Below are 20,553 nucleotides of genomic sequence, written 5' to 3'. Positions count from 1 at the left end.
CATGGCCACCACCGCGTCGGCCCGCCCCTGGCTCGAGAAGGCTCACCCGGTGAGCCTGCCGACCCCGGCGCGTCCCTGGCTGCCGGCGCAGGCGGTGCGCCGCATCGGCGTCTTCCGCGCGCTGGTGCTGGGCGACCTGCTGTGCGCGCAGCCGGCGCTGCGGGCGCTGCGGGCGGCGTACCCGCAGGCGCGCATCACGCTGATCGGGCTGCCGTGGGCGGAGGCGCTGGTCGAGCGCCTGCCCGAGCTCGACGACCTGCTGCCGTTCCCCGGCTGGCCCGGCCTGCCGGAGAGCCCGCCGCGGCTGTCCGCCCTGCCCGGCTTCTTCATCGACGCGCAGGCGCAGGGCTTCGACCTGCTGCTTCAGCTGCACGGCAGCGGCCGGCTCATCAACCCGCTGGTGGCGGCGCTGGGGGCGCGCCACCTGGCCTGCTTCGCCAGCGGCGATGCGCTGCGGCCCGAGGGCGCGCGCTGCCTGCCCTGGCCCGAGCAGGGCCACGAGATCGAACGCTGCCTGGCGCTGACCGACCACCTGGGCCTGCCGCGCCAGGGGCTGCAGCTGTCGCTGGCGCTGCAGGCCAGGGACCACGCGGACGCCGACGCCCTGCTGTCGGGACTGCCGCCCGGCCGGCCGCTGGTGCTGGTGCACCCGGGCGCGCAGCTGCCCTCGCGCCGCTGGCCGGTGGACCGCTTCGCCGCCGTGGCGCGGGCGCTCGCGGACGACGGTTGCCAGCTGGCGATCACCGGCACCGCGGGCGAGGCCGGGCTGGCGGCGGCGCTGAAGGCCGCCCTCGGCCCGTTGCCGGTGCTGGACCTGGTCGGCCGCACCGGGTTGTGGACGCTGGCGGCGGTGGTCGCGCGCGCGCGGCTGGTGGTGGCCAACGACACCGGCGTGTCGCACCTGGCCGCCGCCCTCGCCACGCCGAGCGTCATCGTCGCCAGCGGCAGCGAGGTGGCCCGCTGGGCGCCGCTGGACCGCGCGCGCCACCCGGTGCTGTGGGCCGATGCCGCCTGCCGCCCCTGCGCCCACCGCGACTGCCCCAGCGGCCACGAATGCGCGCTGGCCGTGGCGCCCGAGGGGTGCTGGCGCAGGCGCGCCGGCTGCTCGTGCAGGTTTCCACCGTCCACGACACGCCATGCCCCGCCGTCCCCTGCGCATCCTGACCTGGCACGTCCACGGCAACTACCTCTACTACCTGAGCCAGGTGCCGCACGAGTTCTGGCTCGTCACCGACGCGCAGCGCTCCAGCCACCACAGCGGTCGCAGCGGGCGACTGCCCTGGGGCGACAACGTGAAGGAGGCGCCGGTCGAGGCGCTGGCGCAGATGGATTTCGACGTGGTGCTCTACCAGTCGCGCCACGCCTGGGAGACCGAACGCCACACCCTGCTCAGCCCGGCACAACGCCGGCTGCCCGCCATCGTGCTGGAGCACGACCCGCCGCAGGAGCACCCGACCAACACCCGCCATTGGGCCGCCGACGCGCCCGACACGCTGATCGTCCACTGCACGCACTTCAACGCGCTGATGTGGGATTCCGGCGCCTCGTCGGTGCAGGTCGTCGAGCACGGTGTCAGGCCGCTGGCCGACGCCCGCTACCGCGGCGAACGGGCCGAGGGCGTGGTGGTGGTGAACAACCTGGCGCGGCGCGGCCGCCGGCTCGGGGCGGACGTCTACGCCACCGTCCGCGAGCAGGTGCCGCTGGTGCTGGTGGGCATGAACGCCGAAGCCGCCGGCGGGCTGGGCGAGGTGGCGCACCAGGATCTGCCGGGCTTCGTCGCCGAGCGGCGCTTCTTCTTCAACCCCATCCGCTACACCAGCCTCGGGCTGTCCATCGTCGAGGCGATGATGGTCGGCGCGCCGATCGTCGGCCTGGCCACGACCGAGCTGGCGACCGTGCTGCGCGACGGCGAAACCGGCTTCGTCGACACCCGGCTCGACCGCCTGGTCGACAGCATGCGGCGCCTGCTGGCCGACCCCGGCCTGGCGCGTAGCGTCGGCGAGGCCGGGCGCCGGCTGGCACAGGAGCGCTTCGGCATCGGCCGCTTCGTGACGGATTGGCAGCGCGTGCTGCAGACGGTGGCCGGTTAGGGCGCATCGCCCCGTCGGCCGGGCGAAACCCCGCCTCAAGGGAGGGGGCGAGGGGTCGATAAGCCCCCAGTGCCCTCCGTCCCTCCCACCCCCTTGCCGACGGCGCGACGCCCGGCCGGCGGCTGGCTGCCCGTGCTGGTGGTCGCGCTGGCCGGCCTCGCCCTGACGCTGGGCGTCTGGCACCTGGTGCACGAGGAGGACCGGGAGGGCCGGCGGGTGCGCGTCGAGCGGGAGGTCGGCCAGGTGGTGCGCGACCTGCAGCAGCGCCTGGCCGAGACCGATCGCCTGCTGCGCGCCGTCTCCGCCCTGGTGTCGGCCAGTGACGAGGTGACCCTGGAGGATTGGGAGCACTTCGTCGGTCACCTGGACTTCGTCCACCACCTGCCGGCGGTGCGCAGCGTCGGCATGGTGCAGCTGGTGCGGCCGCAGGACGTGCAGGCGCTGACCACGCGCATGCGGGCCGCCGGTGCGTCCGCCTTCGAGGTGCGCCCGCCGCCGCAGGCGCCGCCCTCGACGGACGCCGCTGCCGAGTCGCACGCACCGGTGGTCTTCCTCGGGCCGCGCACCCCGTTGAGCCGCCGGCTGCTCGGCCTGGACCATCTCGGCGAGGCCGACCTGCGCGAGGCGCTGCTGCGGGCGGTGGAGACCGGCGAGCCGGCGCTCAGCTCCGCCTTCGTGCTGCCGACGGCCGTGAATCGGCCCGACAAGCGCTCGGCCGCGGTCCTCTACCTGCCGCTGTACCGGCCGGGCGAGTGGCCGCGCACCCCGCAGGACCGCAGCCATGCGCTGGTCGGCGTGGCGTTCGCCTTCCTCGACGTGCAACAGCTGCTCGGCACCGTGGTCACCCACGGCAACGAGAACCTGCACTTCGAGGTCTCGGACCAGCGACACGATGGCGGCTCCTCCCTGATGTTCCGCTCCGACGGGCCGGCGTACAGCCCGTCGACGCGGGTGCTGCACCGCATCGAGCACGCCGGCCACGCCTGGCTGCTCAGCGTCACCGAGCGGCCGCAACTGAGGCCGCAGGGGTTGACCCGGCTGCTCATGCCGCAAACCCGGGCCGACGGCGCACTCGCCGCCGGGCTGCTGGTCACGCTCCTGCTGTGCCTGCTGCTCGCGACCTTGCAGAACCAGCGCCGCCGGGCCCTCAGCCTGGCGCTGCGCATGCGGGACGCCTGGCAGCGCAGCGAATCGCGTGCGGCGGCGGTGCTGGAATGCGCGCCGCTGGCGGTCATCACCTGCGACCGCGAGGGCCGGGTGCTGCAGGCCAACCCGGGCAGCGAGCACCTGCTGGGCTGCCCGGCGGCGGCGCTGATCGGCGTCCCGCTGGCCAGCCTGCAGGACGCCGAGGGCGACGGCGGCCAGACACCGCCCTCCGGCCAGGCGCTGACGCAGGACGAGGTGCACGAAGCCGTCTGGCGGCGCCGCGACGGCAGCACGGTGCCGGTGATGGTGGCGTACGCCCCGCTGCGCGGCGGCGACGGCAGCGTCGACGGGCTGCTGGCTTTCGCGCAGGACATCAGCGAGCGCAAGCGGCACGAGGCCTTCATCCGCCACCTGGCACACCACGATGAGCTGACCGGTCTGCCCAACCGCACGCTGCTGACCCAGCACGCCGAACGTGCCCTGGCGTCGGCGCGCGCGCAGGACCGCCATGCCGCGGTGCTGCTCATCGACCTCGACCGCTTCAAGCAGATCAACGATTCACTCGGCCACAACGCCGGCGATGCGGTGCTGTGCGCGGTCGCCATGCGGCTGAAGCACACGGTGCGCAGCCACGACACGGTCGCGCGGCTGGGCGGCGACGAGTTCGTCGTGCTGCTCGACGACCTGGGCAGCGCCGACGAGGCCGAGGCGGTGGCCGGCAAGCTGATCGCCGCGCTGGCCGAGCCGGTGCTGAACAGCGGCCGGCAGCTCACGGTGACGCCCAGCATCGGCGTGGCCTGCAGTCCCCACGACGGCGACGACCTGCCCACCCTGCTGCGCAACGCCGACGCGGCGATGTACCAGGCCAAGGGGCGCGGACGCAACGGCTACATGCTGTACACGCCGCAGATGCATGCCGCATCGTCGGAGCGGCTGACGCTGGAGGGCGAACTGCGCGAGGCGCTGGTCGCACAGGCGCTGACGCTGCACTACCAGCCGCTGGTCGACATCGCCGACGGCCGCATCGTCGGCGTGGAGGCGCTGCTGCGCTGGCCGCACCCCCGGCACGGCTTCGTGCCGCCGGACCGCTTCATCCCCATCGCCGAGGAGACCGGGCTCATCGTGCCGCTGGGCGAATGGGTGCTGCACCAGGCCTGCACCGAGATGCGGTCGCTGCGCGAACGCACAGGGCGGCGGCTCACGCTGGCGGTGAACCTCTCGCCGCGCCAGCTGCGCGCGCCCGGGCTGGTGGACATGATCGGGCACTGCCTGCAGGCCACCGGCTGGGCGGCGGAGGACCTGGAGCTGGAGATCACCGAGTCGATGGTCATCGACAACCCGGACGCCTCGATCGCCACGATGCAAAGGCTGCGCGCGATGGGCATCGGCTTCGCCATCGACGACTTCGGCACCGGCTACTCCAGCCTGAGCTACCTGTCACGCTTCCCGCTGGCCAAGCTGAAGATCGACCGCAGCTTCGTTCGCGGGCTGCCCGACAACCCGAGCGACGTGGCCATCGCGTCGTCCATCATCGGCCTGGGCCACGGCCTGAAGCTGATGGTGCTGGCCGAGGGCGTGGAGACCGAACCGCAGGCCGCCCTGCTGCGCCGGCTGGGCTGCGACCTTGGCCAGGGCTGGCTGTTCAACCGGCCGATGCCGCTGGAGGCGCTGGTGTCTCGGATGGGCCATGCCCTGGCGGCCTGAACGACATCCCCGGGCGCCGGTCGCCCGCAAGGGCGGGCACAATGATTGCCATTCGGCGACCGTTGCGGTTTCCGACACCTCCATGTCCGCGCTGCCCCCGCTCGCCGAACCCACCCCGCCTTCGTTGGTCGACGACGCCGACGACCGGTCCGAATGGCTGGCCCGCCGGCGTGTCGCGCTGCACACCATCCGCTCGCTGGTCGAGTTCTGGCGCATCCAGCCGCACGAGCTGGAAGGCGAACTGCCGACGCCACCGCGGGCCGAGCCGGTGCTGCGGCCCGTCAAGTACCGCCATCCGGTGACCGCCGAGACCTGGGACGGCGACGGCGCGCAGCCGGACTGGCTGCGCCGCGCCCTGCTGCAGGAGGGCTACACCGTGGCCGAGCTGCGCAAGGCGGCGGCCGAGGCGACGCCGTCGACGCCGCCGGCGGGCGACGCCGCCGAAGCGGCGCCTGAGAACGGGCCGCCCGTCGCCTGGTCGCGCCATTGAGCGTGGCGGCAGGCCCGCAGGACGTCGGCGGCCGCCGAGGCGCGTGGCGCCGGGCCGGCGTGTCGCCCATACTGGCGGCATGATGGCCCTGCCGCCCGACTTCCGAGACCCCGATTTCCTGCGCCGCCAGGCGTTGGCCCTGCTCGCCTTCGACGAGGTGGCCGGGCCGGCGCCCACGGCCGGACCCGCCGCCACCCACCGCCTGCTGCGCCTGGCGCTGGCCGCCGACGCCTTCTCGCGCCACCCCCGCGCCGGCACCTGGCGCGTCCAGGCGCAGGCGCTGCTCGACGCACTGCCGTCCGCGGCGGACCCGCTCGCGCTGCAGGCCCGCGCGGCGGCCTTCTTCGCCGGCCTCGGACCCCGACCGGACGCCGGCGAGGACCACGCCTGCGGCGGGCAGCCTGGCCGGGCCGCTGGCGCGGCTGCAGGCGCTGGTGCTGCTCGGCTCGCCCCGAGCGCCGGCCCTGGCCGCGCGGCTCGCCGCCTTGGCGCCGCAGGGCCTGCTGTGGGACCCCTGGGGCGCCGACGGTCAGCCGCGGCGGACCGCCGAGGACGGCGTGGTGCCCGGCTTTCACCCGGGCCTGGCGCTGTGCCTGGCCCGCCTGCTGATGGCGGTGACGCCCGCCGATGCACCCGTCGTCGAGGGCGACGACCATGCCCTCGGCGAGCACCAGGCCCGCGAGCTGTTCGCCGCCAGCATGCTGCGCGGCTGGGACCGTGCCCACGACGGGCTGCACGCCTGCATCGGTGTCGAGGACGGACTGGAACGTCTGCTGCAGCCGGTGGCCCACGACGCCCAGAACCCGGCGCACGACGCCAAATTCGTGGTGATCGACGCCCGGCGGCCCACCGCCGTGCAGGCGGAGGCGATCGCCGCCGCCGCCACGCTGGCCACCCGCACGCTCGAAGGCGGCTACTGGGACTGGTACGACCGCGTCTGGGCCTTCGCGTGGGAGCACCTGCGCGACCACGACCTGGAAGGCCGCTGGCGGCCGGCCGCCGGCGTCGACGCAGCCGACGACGACGGCGCCACCGCCACCGCCATGCTGCAGGCCATCCTGGCCGGCCTGCGGGCGCTCAGCCCCTAGGCAGGGTCGGGACGTCCCAGGGACGGACCGCGACAGCGGTCAGGGGCGGGGCGGCCGCCAGGCCGAGGGGCTTCAGAACTCCATGTCGAGTTCGTCGATCTCGTCGGGCTCGGCCAGCGCGGCCTCCCGCCACGCCACCATCTCGGGCAGCGCGCGCACCCGGTCGCAGTAGGCCTGGCAGGCGGCGTCCTGCGCGACGTGGTAGGTGGCGAAGCGGGTGGTGACGGGCGCGTACATCGCGTCCGCCATGCCGGGCTTGGTGCCGAAGAGGAAGGGGCCGCCGTAGGCGACCAGGCACTCGCGCCAGATTTCGTGGATGCGGTCGATGTCGGCCTGCGCCCGGGCCCAGATGCGAAAGCCGGGGAAATCGCCCTTGAGGTTCATCGGCAGCGCGGCGCGCAGGCTGGCGAAGCCGGAATGCATCTCGCCGCACACCGCGCGGCAGTGCGCCCTCGCCTTGCGGTCGGTGGGCAGCAGGCCGCTGCGCGGCTTGAGCTCGTGCAGGTACTCGGCGATGGCCAGCGTGTCCCACACCTCCACCCCGTCGTGCGACAGACGCGGCACGCGGATGGACGGCGCGAGCAGCAGCATCTCCTGGCGGGCGTCCTCGTCGTCGGCGGCGACCATGACCTCCTCGCAGGCCAGGCCGGCAAAGCGCACCAGCAGCCAGCCGCGCAGCGACCAGGACGAGTAGTTGCGGCTGCTCAGGGTCAGCGTGGCGGCCATCCGGTCTCCTCTCGGGTGTTTGCCTGCAGGCCGGTCGGCCCGGGCGGGTCGGCCGCGGTTCGCAAGGCCTGTGCCAATCAGCGGCCGGATCGACGCCCTCACGCTTGGCTCGGGAGTTGCGTGCGGCGGCGCCCAGGGCCCGGACGGGCCGCGCGACCGACGAGGAGACCGCCATGCTCTACCCCAGCTACCAGGCCCAGGCCGACGCGGGCGCCGCGGTGCGCAGCGCCGCCCGCTGGCTGCTGCCCTGGTTGGCGGCGCCCCTGAACCCGGCGGCCGATGCGCCCCTGCTGCGGCGCTGGCGCGCGGCCCTGGAACTGCTGCTGCTGACTGAATTCACCCACCGCCGGCCCGACTTCGGCATCGACAGGGTGGGCACCGGCCGGCAGGCGTGGGCGGTGGAGGAGCGCCCGGTCCTGCGCACCCCGTTCGCCACGCTGGTGCACTTCGCCAAGCCCGAGGCGCCGCCGCAGCCGCCGCTGCTCATCGTCGCACCCATGTCGGGCCACTTCGCCACGCTGCTGCGCGACACCGTGCGCACCGCCCTGGCCGACCACGACGTCTACCTGACCGACTGGCACAACGCCCGCGACGTGCCGCGCTCGGCCGGCCCGTTCGGGCTGGACGAGTACACCGAGCACCTGATGCAGTTCCTGCGGGCGATGGGCCCGCGCAGCCACCTGATGGCGATCTGCCAGCCATGCGTGCCGGCGCTCGCCGCCACCGCGCTGATGGCCGAGGACGGCGACCCCTGCACCCCGCGCAGCCTGTGCCTGCTGGCGGGCCCGGTGGACTGCCGCATCTCCCCCACCGCGGTGAACCAGCTGGCCAACGAGAAGCCGCGGGCCTGGTTCGAGCAGCGGCTGCTGGCCACCGTGCCCGGCCGCTATGCCGGCGCCGGCCGCCGGGTGTACCCCGGCTTCGTGCAGCTCAGCGCGTTCATGAGCATGAACGTGCAGCGCCACGTCGACATGCTGCTCGACTACTGGCGCCATCGCGCCGACGGCGATCCCGCGGGCAAGGGCGCCGGCATCCAGCGCTTCTACGAGGAGTACTTCGCCGTGGCCGACCTGCCGGGCGAGTTCTACCTGGAGACGGTGGAACGGGTGTTCCAGCGCTACGAGCTGGCCACCGGCAAGCTGACCTGGCGCGGCCGGCCGGTGCGGCCCGACGCGATCCGCCGCACCGCGCTGCTCACCGTCGAGGGCGAGCGCGACGACATCTGCTCGCTCGGCCAGACGCTGGCCGCGCACGACCTGTGCAGCGGCCTGAAGCCTTACTGGAAGAGCCACTACGTGCAGGCCGGCGCCGGCCACTACGGCGTCTTCAGCGGCAAGCGCTGGCAGCGGCAGATCTACCCGATGGTGCGCGACACCATCCACCGGGTGGGGTGAAGCCCCCGGCCTCGGGGCCGGCCGCCGACCGCTGCGCGGTCTGTCCCCTGGGACTGGGTGCTGCTACTTCCTGGCTCGGATCTTGGTCAGTTCGGCCTGGGTCTCGTTCCACAGGTCCATGCCGACGTTGGTGGCCACGCTGGCGTTGACGCGGGTGAGCTTGTCGCGCATGCGGGCGGCCTCGGCGGGCGGCAGCTCGTTGACCTGCATGCCCTTGGCCTTCAGGTCGGCCAGCGCCTGGGCGGCCTCGGCCCGGGTGTCCTGGCGCTCGAAGTCGCGGCTCTTCTGCGCCGCCGCCATCAGCACCTTGCGCTCGTCGGCCGACAGCTGGTCCCAGTACTTCTTGCTGACCAGCACGATCCACGGGCTGTAGACGTGGTTGGTCACCGTGAGGTACTTCTGCACCTCGTAGAACTTGCTCGACAGGATGGTGTTGAACGGGTTCTCCTGGCCGTCGACCGCCTTGGTCTCCAGCGCCGCGAACAGCTCCGAGAAGGGCAGCGGCACCGCGTTGGCGCCGAGCGTCTTGAAGCTGTCGAGGAAGACGTTGTTCTGCATCACCCGCAGCTTGACGCCATCCATGTCCTCCAGCTTCGCGATCGGCCGCTTGCTGTTGGTCAGGTTGCGGAAGCCGTTCTCCCAGTAGACCAGCCCGACCAGGCCCTTCTCCTCCAGCTTGGCCTTGACCTTCTCGCCCACCGGGCCGTCCAGCAGCGCGTCGGCCTCCCCTGACGTTGTTGACCAGGAAGGGCGTGTCCCACAGCGCCATCTCCTTGGTGATGCCGACCAGCGTGGCGGTGGAGCCGACCATCATCTCCTGCGCCCCGCCGATCAGCGCCTGCTGCATCTGCACGTCGGTGCCCAGGCTGGCGGCGCCGAAGGCGCGGATGCGCATCTTGCCGCCCGAGGCCTTCTCCACCTCCTCGGCGAAGCGCTTGACGGCGCGGCCCTGGTTGGACTGTTCGTTCAGCCCGTAACCGAAGCGGATGATGCGCGGCTTGATGTCCTGCGCGGCGGCCTGGGCGGACAGCGCCAGCGTGGCGCACAGCGCGATGAGGGAACGGCGGGTGACGGTCATGGCAATGTCTCCTGTGGGCAAGCCGGTGGCGGTTCAGCGCATCCACGCCACCGGCGCGGTGACGATCTGCGGGAAGGCGACGAACAACGCGAGGATCACGAAGTACGTCAGCAGGAAGGGGTTGACGCCGCGGATCACCTGGACGAGGCCGATGCGGCCGACGCCGGCGACGACGTTGAGCACCGTGCCCACCGGCGGCGTGATGAGGCCGATCGAGCCGTTGAGCACGAACATCAGGCCGAAGTACACCGGGTCGATGCCCGCCTTGACGGCGATGGGCAGCATCACCGGCGCGAAGATGAGGATGGTGGGCGTGAGGTCGAGCGCGGTGCCGATGACCACCAGCACCACCATCATCACCGCCATCAGCAGCCGCGGGTTCTGCGCCAGCGGGCCCAGCCAGCCGGTCAGCACCGCCGGCAGGTCGGCCAGCGTGATCATGTAGCTGGCCACCTGGGCGCCGGCGCAGAGGAACATGACCACCGCCGTCGTCTTCGCCGCGTTGACCAGCACGGTGCCGAGCTGCGGCAGCCGCATCTCGCGGTAGACGAACAGCGAGATGGCCAGCGCGTAGAAGGCCGCGACCACCGCCGCCTCGGTGGGCGTGAAGACGCCGGACTTCATGCCGCCGATGATGATCACCGGCATCAGCAGCGCCCACAGCGCGCGGCCGGTGGCGCGCAGGCGCTGGGCCATCGGCACCGGCGGGTCGCCGGCGATGTCCATCCGGCGCAGCAGCAGGGTCCAGGCCACCACCAGCGCGCCGCCCATCAGCAGCCCGGGCACGATGCCGGAGAGGAACAGCGCCGAGATGGAGGTGTTGGTGGTGACGCCGTAGATGACGAAGGCCATCGACGGCGGGATGATCGGCCCGATCACGCTGCCCGAGGCGATGAGCCCGGCCGACGCCGCCACCGGGTAGCCGTGCCGGCGCATCATCGGCAGCAGGATCGAGGACATGGCCGCCGCGTCGGCCAGCGCCGAGCCGGACATCGCCGACAGCAGCACCGCCGCGCCGATGGCCACGTAGCCCAGCCCGCCGTGGATGTGGCCGACCCAGGCCTGCGCCATGTCGATGATGCGGCGGCTGATGCCGCCGCTGTTCATCAGCTCGCCGGCCAGGATGAAGAAGGGCACCGCCAGCAGCGGGAAGCTGTCGATGCCGGCGACCAGGTTCTGCGCCAGCAGCTGGGTGTCCCAGAAGTCCAGCACCCAGGCCATGCCGGCGCCGGTGAGCACCAGCGCCAGGGCCATGTTCATGCCGATGCCCATCAGCAGCAGCATGCCGGCCGAGAAGACGATGAAGGCCTGCGCTTCGGGGGCCATGCGCCCTACTCCATGTCGGCCGCGTGGCCCAAATCCAGCGGCGTGCGCCTCACCAGTTCGACCAGCGCCATGACGCCGATGGCCAGTGCGCACAGCAGCGCCGGCAGCGGCAGCAGCGCGGCCGGATAACCCAGCACCACCGACCGGCTGTCCAGCCCCACCAACACCTGCTGCCAGGCGCCCCAGGCCAGCAGCGCGCAGGCCGCGAGGACCAGCAGCCGGATGAGCACCGTCGCGAGGCGGAACGCGGCCGGCCGCCGCGCGAGCAGGCCGACCAGCCCGGTGAAGGCCATGTGCTCGCCCGCCGGGTAGGCGGTGGCGGCACCGATGAACACCATCCACACGAAGAGCAGGCGCGACAGCTCCTCGGCGGCGGCGATGCCGCTGCCGAAGCCGTAGCGCAGCACCACGTTGACGAAGACGGCCAGCGCCATCACCGCCAGGCAGGCGGCCATGGCGACGTCGGCCAGGCGGCGGGCTGGGTGTGTCGCCGATCCACTCACGAGGGCACCTCAGGCTGCAGCCAGCGCACCACCGCGTCGGTGAGCACGGGCAGCGGGTCGGTGGCCTGCAGCCGCAGCACGCCGGCTTCGCCCAGCGGCGGCTCCAGCGTCGCGAACTGGCTGGCCACCAGCGTCGGCGGGAACAGGTGCTGCGCCTGGCGCTGCGCCACCCGGGCCCGGGCCGTCGCCTCGTCGATCTCCAGGTAGGCGAAGCGCAGCGCCGGCAGCCCCTCGCGCAGCCGGTCGCGGTAGCGCCGCTTCAGCGCCGAGCAGGCCAGCACCGCCCCGTCGGGATGCGACCGCAGCACGTCGGACAGCGTCGCCAGCCAGCCGGCCCGGTCCGCATCGTCCAGCGGCACGCCGCGGCGCATCTTGTCGCGGCTGGCCGGGGTGTGGAAGGCGTCGCCCTCGACCACCGGTACGCGCAACGTCGCCGCCACCCGCTCGGCCAGGCTGGTCTTGCCGCAGCCGGCCACGCCCATGACCACGAGGTGGGGCGGTGCGGCGGGTGAGGTGGTGTCGGACATTGGACAGCGCTATCTCATTAGACCTATGGCTCGGCGGCGGGCAAACCCATACCGCTTCCAAAGGATGACGGCTTGCATACGGGTTCGCCCCTGAGCAGCCTCGCCTTGGATAGCGCTATCCTAATCACTCGTCTTCAGTCGAACCTTGGTGCAAACCCGCTGACATGCCCCGCCCACCCCGTCCCCGCGGCAGCGGCCGCACCACGCTGCAGGACGTGGCCGCGGCCGCGGGCGTCAGCCCCATCACGGTGTCGCGGGTGCTGCGCGGCGAGCGCCGGGTCGACGGCGAACTCGCCGAACGGGTGCGGCAGGCGGTGCAGCGGCTGGGCTACGTGCCGGACCCTGCCGCACGGGCGCTGGCCTCGGCCCGCAGCAGCCAGGTGCCGGTGCTGGTGCCGCTGCTGTCCAACGCGCTCTTCGTCGACCTGCTGGAGGCGGTGCACCGGGTGCTCTTCCCCGCCGGCTACCAGCCGCTGATCGGCGTCACCCACTACGACACCGGCGAAGAGGAACGGCTGCTGGCCAGCCACCTGGCGCACCGGCCGGCCGGGCTGCTGGTCACCGGCTTCGACCGCACCGAGCGCTCGCGCCGGCTGATCGCCGACGCCGGCCTGCCCTGCGTGCACCTGATGGAGCTGAGCGACGCGCCCGGCGTGCACTGCGTCGGCTTCTCGCAGGCGGACGCCGGGGCCGCCATCACCGAGCACCTGCTGGCGCGCGGCCGGCGCCGCATCGGCTTCGTCGCCGCGCAGCTCGACCCGCGCACGCTGCAGCGCGCCGAGGGCTACCGCCGCTGCCTGCGCACCGCCGGCCTGCACGACCCCGGGCTGGAGCTGCTCAGCGCGGAACGGTCGTCGATCGCGCTCGGCGGCGAGCTGCTGCAGCGGCTGCTCACCCTGCGGCCCGACGTGGACGCCGTCTTCTTCTGCAACGACGACCTGGCCCAGGGCGGGCTGCTGGCCGCGCAGCGGTTGCGCCTGGACGTGCCCGGCCGCCTGGCCGTGGCCGGCTTCAACGACCTGGCCGGCAGCGCGCAGATGCTGCCGCCGCTGACCAGCGTGCGCACGCCGCGCGCCGAGGTGGGCCACGCCGGGGCGCAGATGCTGCTGCAGCTCATGCGCGGCGAAACGCCGGCCGAGCACTGCGTGCGGCTGTCCTACGAGGTGGTGGTGCGCGAGAGCAGCTGACCCGCGCTCGGCCCCGGCTCAGCCGATGGCGCCGGGGATGGGCGGCGTGGGCAGCACCACGTCGCCGCACTGGGCGCGGTGGCGCAGCGCATGGTCGATCAGCACCAGCGCCAGCAGCGCCTCGGCGATCGGCGTGGCGCGGATGCCGACGCAGGGGTCGTGGCGGCCGAAGGTCTGCACCTGCGTCGGGGCACCCGTGCGGTCGATGCTGGCCTTCTCCGTGCGGATGGAACTCGTCGGCTTGATGGCCAGCGACACGCGGATGGCCTGGCCGGTTGAGATGCCACCCAGCACCCCGCCGGCGCGGTTGGCCGCGAAGCCCTCGGGCGTCAGCTCGTCGCCGTGCTGGCTGCCGCGCTGCGCGACGACGTCGAAGCCGTCGCCGATGGACACGCCCTTGACGGCGTTGAGGCCCATCATCGCGTGCGCGATGTCGGCGTCAAGGCGGTCGTACAGCGGCTCGCCCCAGCCCGGCGGCAGGCCGCTGGCCTGCACCTCGATGCGCGCGCCGCAGGAGTCGCCGGCCTTGCGCAAGGCGTCCATGTGCGCTTCCAGCCGATCGATGATCGAGGCGTTGGGCGCGAAGAAGGGGTTCCGGCCGATGTGCTCGGTGCCCTCGAACGGGATCTCGATCTCGCCGAGCGCGCCCATCCAACCGGTGATGGCCACGCCGTGGTGCTCGCGCAGCCACTTGCGCGCCACCGCGCCGGCGGCGACGGTGGGTGCGGTCAGCCGCGCCGACGAGCGGCCGCCGCCGCGCGGGTCGCGCAGGCCGTACTTGCGCCAGTAGGTGTAGTCGGCATGGCCGGGGCGGAAGGTATCGAGCAGGTTGCCGTAGTCCTTGCTGCGCTGGTCGGTGTTGCGGATCAGCAGGCAGATCGGCGTGCCGGTGGTCTGGCCTTCGTAGACGCCGGACAGGATCTCCACCGCGTCGGGCTCGTTGCGCTGGGTGACGTGGCGCGAGGTGCCGGGGCGCCGGCGGTCGAGGTCGGCCTGGATGTCGGCTTCGCTCAGCGCCAGGCCGGGCGGGCAGCCGTCGATCACGCAGCCGATGGCCGGGCCGTGGCTCTCACCGAAGTTGGTGACGCGGAACAGGAGGCCGAGGGTGCTGCCGGACATGGCGGAAAGGGAAAAGGGCGCCGGATGGTACCAAGCGCCCTCGGGTCGACGCCGCGTGGCGCCGCGCGATCAGCCGCGGTGGTGGCCGGCGCGGCGGCGTGCCATGAAGCCGACGCCCAGCAGGCCGCCGAGCATCAGGGCGTAGGTCTCGGGCTCCGGCACCGGCGACACCTGGACGTTGCCGTACAGCGCGTTGGCCTGCGAGAAGTTGTAGAAGCCGAACCGGCCCTCGCCGAAGCTGCCCTGCGCGGTGTAGAGCGTGCTGCCGTTCAGGCCCACGGTGACCGTGTTCGCCAGCACCGTGAAGCTGAACTGGTAGGTGCTCGCCGGCGCCCACGGCGTGGTGTTGCTGAACAGTTCGGTGATGCCGCTGCCGTGGCCCCAGAACTGGTCGGCCTGCGGCGCGCCCTGCACCAGCGAGATGGCCAGGCCGCGCTGCGCCGTGCTGCCGGCCACGGTCGACGGGGCGGCGAAGTTGTGGAATTGGTCGGTCTTCTTCCAGTCGATCAGCAGGTACTGGGCCGAGGCGCTCGTGGCCTCGCCCGGGTCGAAGCCGATGACGAAGCCGACGAAGTCGTCGTCTGCGGAGCCCGCCTTGACGTCGGCGGTGATGACCTTGCCGCCCGCGTTGAAGTCGCTGTAGAAGAAGGTCGGCTGGCCGTTGGTCGTTTCCTTGACCGAGGTGCCGCCAGGCTGCACGACCCATTGGGCGTTCGGCTGGTCACCCAGCTTCGGCGTGCTTTCGGCCGTCCAGCTGGTGAGGGCGACCGGCACCGCGTGGGCGGCGACGGCACCGAGGATCAGGGCGGATGCGGCGGCCAGGCGGCTCAGGGACAGCAGTTTCATCAGGGACTCCGGTTGCGATGGAGTCACTGTAAGAAGCTGTTGCCTGCGGGCGCCCCCCGCGGGGACGGGGAGGTCGTGCCGCCGAGGGCGTTGCCGTGATGCGCTTCACGGCGGGCGGTGCAGCGAGGCCGCGCACTGCGGCGCGCACGCCACAGCCTGTCGGCCGGCGGCTCAGAGCAGCGGGCGCGTTTCCTTCTCCTGCGCCGCCTGCTCCTCTTCCACCGGCCAGTCGCGGATGTAGGCCTTGAGCATGCGGTTCTCGAAGTCCTGGCTGTCGACCACCGCCTTGGCCACGTCGTAGAACGAGATCACGCCCATCAGCGTGCGGCCGTTCATCACCGGCATGTAGCGGGCGTGCCGGCCCAGCATCATGCGGCGCACCTCGTCGATCTCGGTCTCGGGGGTGCAGGTGAGGGGTGCGTCGTCCATCACCGAGCGCACCAGCGTCTTGCCGACGACGCCGCCGTTCTTCACCACCGCCTGGATGACCTCGCGGAAGGTGAGCATGCCGACCAGGTGGCCGTATTCCATCACCACCAGGGAACCGATGTCGCGCTCGGCCATGGCGGTGAGCGCATCGGCCAGCGGCCGGTCCGGCTCGACGGTGAACAGGGTGTTGCCCTTGACGCGCAGGATGTCGCTGACTTTCATGGCTGTCTCGATGCTGTCTCGGCGTTCAACATAGCACACAACCCCGTCGAAACCTCCCGGGACGGTCACCGATTCGGCCTCAACGTTCGTCGGCCGCCAGCGCCTCGGCCAGCGTCAGCCGCTCGAAGCCGGCGCGCCGCCAGAAGGCACCCACGTCGGCCGATGGCGCGAGCAGCAGGCGGGTGATCGCCGGCGACAGCGGCACCCGCTCCGGGTCGCACAGCAGCGCATGGCGGGGGTCGCCCTCCTCGTCCAGCCGGCCGACCCAGTCCAGCCGGACGAGCACCTCCAGCACCGGCTCCAGCCGCAGGGGCTCGACCGCCAGCCGGCCGGCGAGCGTCTGCAGGCCCAACCCGGCGTGGCCGTCGAGTCGCGCCTGGCGCAGCGCGCGCAGCGCCGCCAGCGCCAGCTCGAACGGCTGGCCGGGGCCCGCCTGGCGCAGCGGCCCGAGTCGCAGCGTCGGCGCATAGGCCGCCAGCACGGCGCCGAGCAGCACCACCACCCAGCTGACGAAGAGCCAGACCAGGAAGATCGGCACCGTGGCGAAGGCCCCGTAGATGGCCGAATAACCGGGCACCAGCGCCAGGTACAGCCCGAGCCCGCGCTGCGCCAGCTCCAGCCCGACAGCGACGAAGAGGCCGCCGGCCAGCGCATGGCGCCACGGCACGTGCGTGTTCGGCACGAAGCGGTACAGACCCGCCACCCCGGCGGTGATGAGCATGAACTGGACGCCGTCCAGCAGCAGCGTGACCCCGCCCGGCAGCGTGTCGACGATGCCGCGCGAGGCCGAGATGGCGTAGGACGTGAGCGACAGGCTGATGCCCAGCGCCAGCGGGCCCAGCGTCATCGCCGCCCAGTACACCAGCACCCGCTGGGCGATCGGCCGCGGGCGGCGCACCCGCCAGATGCCGTTGAGCGTGCGGTCGATGGTCAGCATCAGCGCCAGCGCGGTGACCACCAGGGCGACCAGGCCGGCGCCGCCGATGCGGCTGGCCCGCGCGGCGAACTGCGTGAGCGCGGCCAGCACCGGCTTGGAGATGCTGGGCGGCACGAGGCTCTGCAGGAAGTAGGTCTCCAGCGCGCGCTGCAGGCTGGCGAAGACCGGGAAGGCGGTGAACAGCGCCAGCATCACCGTCAGCAGCGGCACCAGGCCGATGAGGGTGGTGAAGGTCAGGCTGCCCGCGGTGAGCGCCAGCCGGTCCTCGCGGAAGCGCTGGCGCAGCACCTTCACGGTCTCGAGCCAGGGCCAGTCGGCCAGGCCGGTCAGCGTCTGCCGCACCACGTCGGGCGCCGCGGAGGGGTCCGCCACCCGCACCACCTCCCGGCCGTCGCCGCGGGCATCGGGTTTGCGGACGGCGGACCAGACCATGCTGGCTATGATGCCCCACATGCCCGGCCTGCCCCTGCAGTCGGACGCGGCGCTTGGCGCCTCGCCGTCCTCCTCCCCTTCCCTGTCCAAGCCCGCGTCGGCCGGTATCCGCTTCACGCGGGCGCTGGCGGTGGGCAGCGTGCTCGGTCTCATCGTGCTCGGCCTGCTGTGGGAGCTGTGGCTGGCGCCCACCGGGCAGCGCAGCCTGGTGCTCAAGGTGCTGCCCCTGCTGCTGCCGCTGCCCGGCCTGCTGAAGCACCGCATGTACACCTACCGGTGGCTGAGCCTGCTGGTCTGGATCTACTTCACCGAAGGCGCCGTGCGCGCCACCAGCGACACCGGCATCAGCGCGCTGCTGGCCGCCGTCGAGGTGGTGCTGTGCCTGCTGCTGTTCACCGCCTGCGCGCTGCACGTGCGCTGGCGGCTGCGCAACGCGGCCGCGGCCAGGGGCGACGCCACATGAGTCACGACGCGGTGCTGCAGGCCTTGCGCGCGGCGGTCGGCCCGGCGCAGGTGCTGACCGACGGCGACCTGTCGGCCTGGGAACTGGACTGGCGCAAGCGCTATCGTGGGCGCGCGCTGGCGGTGGTGCGGCCGGGCAACACGCACGAGGTGGCGGCGGTGGTGAAGGCCTGCGCGGCGCACGGCGTGCCGCTGGTGCCGCAGGGCGGCAACACCGGCCTCGTCGGTGGCGGGGTGCCGGACGACAGCGGCCGGCAGGTGGTGCTCAGCCTGTCGCGGCTCAACCGGGTGCGCACCATCGACCGCGACAACCTGACCATGACGGCCGAGGCCGGTGTGGTGCTGCAGGCGGCGCAGCAGGCGGCCGACGCCGAAGGCCTGCTGCTGCCGCTGTCGCTGGCGGCCGAGGGCAGCTGCACGCTGGGCGGCAACCTGGCCACCAACGCCGGCGGCACCCAGGTGCTGCGCTACGGCAACGCACGCGAGCTCTGCCTGGGGCTGGAGGTGGTGACCGCCGCCGGCGAGGTCTGGGACGGCCTGTCCGGCCTGCGAAAGGACAACACCGGCTACGACCTGCGCGACCTCTTCATCGGCAGCGAGGGCACGCTGGGCATCATCACCGCGGCGACGCTGAAGCTGTACCCGCAGCCGGCCGCGCGCATGACCGCGCTGGCCACCTGCGACACGATGCCGGCCGCGGTGCGCCTGCTCGGCCTGGCGCAGGCGCGGCTGGCCTCCGGCCTGACCGGCTTCGAGGTCATGGGCGAGTTCGCCCTGTCGCTGGTCGCCAAGCACTTTCCGCAGCTGCCGCGGCCGCTGCCCGCCGCGCCGTGGACCGTGCTGCTGGAGCTGTCGGACAGCGAGAGCGAGGCCCACGCCCGCACCCAGTTCGAGTCGCTGCTGGAGGCGGCGCTGGAAGCGGGCCTGATCACCGACGCCGCGGTGGCCGAAAGCGTGGCCCAGTCGAAGGCGCTGTGGCACCTGCGCGAGTCGATCCCGCTGGCGCAGGCCGAGGAAGGGCTGAACATCAAGCACGACATCTCGCTGCCGGTGTCCAGCATCCCGGCCTTCGTCGAGGCCACCGACGCCGGGCTGCAGGCCCGCTTTCCCGGCGCGCGGCTGGTCAACTTCGGCCACCTGGGCGACGGCAACCTGCACTACAACGTGCAGGCGCCCGAAGGCGACGCCGCGGCGCCCTTCCTGCAGCAGCACGAAGCGGCCGTCAACGCGCTGGTCTACGACGCGGTGGACCGTTTCGGCGGCAGCTTCTCGGCCGAGCATGGCGTCGGCGCGCTGAAGGTCGACGACCTGCGGCGGCGCAAGCCGGCGGTGGCGCTGGAGCTGATGCGGGCGATCAAGCGCGCGCTCGATCCGCAGGGCCTGCTCAACCCGGGGCGGGTGGTCGGGACGTCCTGAACGGCCCGGCGCGCCCCCTTCAGGCCGCCTTCACTGCAGCGGCCCCTTCAGCGCGGCGGGCACCGGCAGCAGCGCCACCTCGATGCCCTCCTCGGCCAGCTCACGCGCCTCGTCGGCGGTGGCCTGGCCGCGGATGGGACGTTCGGGCGCCTCGCCGTGGTGGATGGCGCGGGCCTCGGTGGCGAAGCGGCGGCCGACGTCCTCGGTGCTGGCGAGCACCTCGCGCACCGCGCGCAGGAAGCGGGCCTGGAGGTCGGCCTCGGGCGGCACGGGGGGCCGGCGGCTGCGGTACCGGCCCGGGCGCGGGGGCCTTCGGCGGCGCCCGGCCGGCGGCCGACAGGTTCAGCCGCGGCGCGCTGGGCAGGCGACGGATGACCTTGTCGCCGCAGAGCGGGCACTCGATCAGGCCGCGGCCGTTCTGCGACTGGTAGTCGTCCTCGGAGCCGAACCAGCCTTCGAAGCCGTGGCCGTTGGAGCAGGACAGGTCGAGGACCTTCATGACGACCACCGCACCGGCCAGCGCCCGGCGCGCCACTTCTGCAGCCAGAGCAGGCCGATCAGCGTCTTCGCATCGGTCAGCTCGCCGGCGCCGGCGCGGCGGTCGATCTCGTCCTCGGTCATGGCCAGCACCTCCAGGTGCTCGCCGACGTCGGGCTTGGCGGCACCGGCGGTGAGGCCGCGGGCGAACCAGATCTCGATGTGCTCGGTGGAATAGGCCGGCGCGTTGTGCAGCACGCCGGCGTGGCCCCATTCGGCCGCGCGGTAGCCGGTTTCTTCGGCCAGCTCGCGCTCGGCGCAGACGCGGCCGCTCTCGCCCGGGTCCTTCTTGCCGGCGGGGAACTCCAGCACCACCTGCTGCAGCGGGCTGCGGTACTGCCGTTCGACGACCAGGCGGCCGTCGTCGAGGATGGGCACCACCATCACCGCCCCGGGGTGGACCACGTACTCGCGCGTCGCCTCGCCGCCGCCGGGCAGCGCCACGGTGTCGCGGCGCACGTCGAGGAAGCGGCCCTTGAGCAGCCCCTCGGTGCGCAGGCGGGTCTCGATGAGGTGGGCGTCGACGGGAGCGGCGGACATGGCGGGCGGGTCTCGGTCAGTCGGCTTCGGGTCGGCGCCGCCGCAGGTGGCGCCAGACGAAGCCGGGAAAGGCGAAGGTGAGGAACAGGCAGCCGGCGGCGGCGTAGAAGGCCCAGCCCTGCGGCGCGCGCTGGCCCAGCCGGGCCTCGAGCCCCCAGCCCAGGCCGAGCGTGAGCGCCGCCATCAGCAGCAGTTCGACCAGCCGCCAGGCCAGCGGTTTGTCACCGTGCCGGGGACCGACCAGCAGCCGGCGCTCGGTGAAGAAGGGCCAGTTGGCGGCCAGCACGCCGACCAGCAGGACCAGCCAGACGGCGGCGCCCTGGTCCATCGCTCAGCCCGCGCCGTCGGCCGCCA

Annotated in this window: 18 protein-coding genes and 3 pseudogenes; 9 read left to right on the top strand and 12 right to left on the bottom strand. The window is 73.1% G+C overall.

The window, feature by feature from the left end:
* Position 1: 1 nt before the first annotated feature.
* The 5 genes and pseudogenes from LRS07_RS12675 to LRS07_RS12655 all read left to right on the top strand — a co-directional run.
* Positions 2–988 (top strand): annotated as a pseudogene (locus LRS07_RS12675) (glycosyltransferase family 9 protein); the annotation flags it as partial.
* A gap of 148 nt (positions 989–1,136) precedes the next feature.
* On the top strand, positions 1,137–2,090 hold the full coding sequence (locus LRS07_RS12670) for a glycosyltransferase family 4 protein (RefSeq protein ID WP_260498388.1): 954 nt from the start codon (positions 1,137–1,139) through the stop codon (positions 2,088–2,090).
* Between the two features lie 93 nt (positions 2,091–2,183).
* Positions 2,184–4,940 carry a bifunctional diguanylate cyclase/phosphodiesterase gene (locus tag LRS07_RS12665; protein ID WP_260498387.1) on the top strand — a complete coding sequence of 919 codons (2,757 nt, stop codon included), beginning with the start codon at positions 2,184–2,186 and terminating at the stop codon, positions 4,938–4,940.
* An 82-nt stretch (positions 4,941–5,022) separates the two neighbouring features.
* Positions 5,023–5,430, top strand: coding sequence for an H-NS family nucleoid-associated regulatory protein (locus LRS07_RS12660; RefSeq protein ID WP_260498386.1), 408 nt, complete (start codon positions 5,023–5,025; stop codon positions 5,428–5,430).
* Positions 5,431–5,864: 434 nt separating this feature from the next.
* Positions 5,865–6,518: an AGE family epimerase/isomerase gene (locus LRS07_RS12655; protein ID WP_260498385.1), complete on the top strand. Its 654-nt coding sequence runs from the start codon at positions 5,865–5,867 to the stop codon at positions 6,516–6,518.
* A 72-nt stretch (positions 6,519–6,590) separates the two neighbouring features.
* Here LRS07_RS12655 and LRS07_RS12650 read toward each other — a convergent pair whose 3' ends face one another.
* Entirely contained in the window at positions 6,591–7,244 is a 654-nt protein-coding gene (locus LRS07_RS12650) for a glutathione S-transferase family protein (RefSeq protein ID WP_260498384.1), read from the bottom strand.
* Between the two features lie 173 nt (positions 7,245–7,417).
* Between LRS07_RS12650 and LRS07_RS12645 the strand changes: the two genes are divergently transcribed.
* Positions 7,418–8,638: a polyhydroxyalkanoate depolymerase gene (locus LRS07_RS12645; RefSeq protein ID WP_260498383.1), complete on the top strand. Its 1,221-nt coding sequence runs from the start codon at positions 7,418–7,420 to the stop codon at positions 8,636–8,638.
* Positions 8,639–8,701: 63 nt separating this feature from the next.
* On the opposite strand, the pseudogene LRS07_RS12640 reads toward LRS07_RS12645, so the two are convergent.
* The 4 genes and pseudogenes from LRS07_RS12640 to LRS07_RS12625 all read right to left on the bottom strand — a co-directional run bounded on the left by LRS07_RS12640 (position 8,702) and on the right by LRS07_RS12625 (position 12,072).
* Positions 8,702–9,716, bottom strand: a pseudogene (locus LRS07_RS12640) (TRAP transporter substrate-binding protein).
* A gap of 33 nt (positions 9,717–9,749) precedes the next feature.
* Complete coding sequence (locus tag LRS07_RS12635) at positions 9,750–11,042, bottom strand: TRAP transporter large permease (protein ID WP_260498382.1); 1,293 nt, start codon at positions 11,040–11,042, stop codon at positions 9,750–9,752.
* 5 nt (positions 11,043–11,047) lie between these two features.
* Positions 11,048–11,497, bottom strand: a complete 450-nt coding sequence (locus tag LRS07_RS12630; RefSeq protein ID WP_260498381.1) for a TRAP transporter small permease subunit — start codon at positions 11,495–11,497, stop codon at positions 11,048–11,050.
* Between the two features lie 44 nt (positions 11,498–11,541).
* Entirely contained in the window at positions 11,542–12,072 is a 531-nt protein-coding gene (locus LRS07_RS12625; RefSeq protein WP_260498380.1) for a gluconokinase, read from the bottom strand.
* Positions 12,073–12,236: 164 nt separating this feature from the next.
* Here LRS07_RS12625 and gntR point away from each other — a divergent pair, with 164 nt between their 5' ends.
* Complete coding sequence (gene gntR, locus LRS07_RS12620) at positions 12,237–13,259, top strand: HTH-type transcriptional regulator GntR (RefSeq protein WP_260498379.1); 1,023 nt, start codon at positions 12,237–12,239, stop codon at positions 13,257–13,259.
* 18 nt (positions 13,260–13,277) lie between these two features.
* Here the strand turns inward: gntR and aroC are convergent, their stop codons facing one another.
* The 4 genes from aroC to LRS07_RS12600 form a co-directional block, all read right to left on the bottom strand.
* Entirely contained in the window at positions 13,278–14,378 is a 1,101-nt protein-coding gene (aroC, locus tag LRS07_RS12615) for a chorismate synthase (RefSeq protein WP_260498378.1), read from the bottom strand.
* Between the two features lie 69 nt (positions 14,379–14,447).
* On the bottom strand, positions 14,448–15,224 hold the full coding sequence (locus tag LRS07_RS12610; protein ID WP_260498377.1) for a PEP-CTERM sorting domain-containing protein: 777 nt from the start codon (positions 15,222–15,224) through the stop codon (positions 14,448–14,450).
* A 171-nt stretch (positions 15,225–15,395) separates the two neighbouring features.
* On the bottom strand, positions 15,396–15,875 hold the full coding sequence (locus tag LRS07_RS12605; RefSeq protein ID WP_260498376.1) for a CBS domain-containing protein: 480 nt from the start codon (positions 15,873–15,875) through the stop codon (positions 15,396–15,398).
* Between the two features lie 79 nt (positions 15,876–15,954).
* A complete protein-coding gene (locus tag LRS07_RS12600; protein WP_260498375.1) occupies positions 15,955–17,244 on the bottom strand; it encodes a YihY family inner membrane protein in 1,290 nt (429 codons plus the stop codon).
* Positions 17,245–17,263: 19 nt separating this feature from the next.
* Here LRS07_RS12600 and LRS07_RS12595 point away from each other — a divergent pair, with 19 nt between their 5' ends.
* Positions 17,264–17,707: a DUF2069 domain-containing protein gene (locus LRS07_RS12595; RefSeq protein WP_260498374.1), complete on the top strand. Its 444-nt coding sequence runs from the start codon at positions 17,264–17,266 to the stop codon at positions 17,705–17,707.
* Entirely contained in the window at positions 17,704–19,122 is a 1,419-nt protein-coding gene (locus LRS07_RS12590) for an FAD-binding oxidoreductase (protein WP_260498373.1), read from the top strand. The genes LRS07_RS12595 and LRS07_RS12590 overlap by 4 nt, the downstream gene beginning before the upstream one ends.
* A 30-nt stretch (positions 19,123–19,152) precedes the next feature.
* Here LRS07_RS12590 and LRS07_RS12585 read toward each other — a convergent pair.
* The 3 genes and pseudogenes from LRS07_RS12585 to LRS07_RS12575 form a co-directional block, all read right to left on the bottom strand.
* Positions 19,153–19,621, bottom strand: a pseudogene (locus LRS07_RS12585) (DUF1178 family protein).
* Entirely contained in the window at positions 19,618–20,199 is a 582-nt protein-coding gene (locus LRS07_RS12580; RefSeq protein WP_260498372.1) for an NUDIX domain-containing protein, read from the bottom strand. The pseudogene LRS07_RS12585 and the gene LRS07_RS12580 overlap by 4 nt, the downstream one beginning before the upstream one ends.
* 16 nt (positions 20,200–20,215) lie before the next feature.
* Positions 20,216–20,527, bottom strand: coding sequence for a DUF2818 family protein (locus LRS07_RS12575; RefSeq protein WP_260498371.1), 312 nt, complete (start codon positions 20,525–20,527; stop codon positions 20,216–20,218).
* Between the last annotated feature and the right edge of the window lie 26 nt (positions 20,528–20,553).

Source organism: Aquabacterium sp. J223 (genome assembly GCF_024666615.1).
Classification (GTDB): domain Bacteria; phylum Pseudomonadota; class Gammaproteobacteria; order Burkholderiales; family Burkholderiaceae_C; genus J223.
This window is presented reverse-complemented; position numbering and strand designations above follow the sequence as displayed.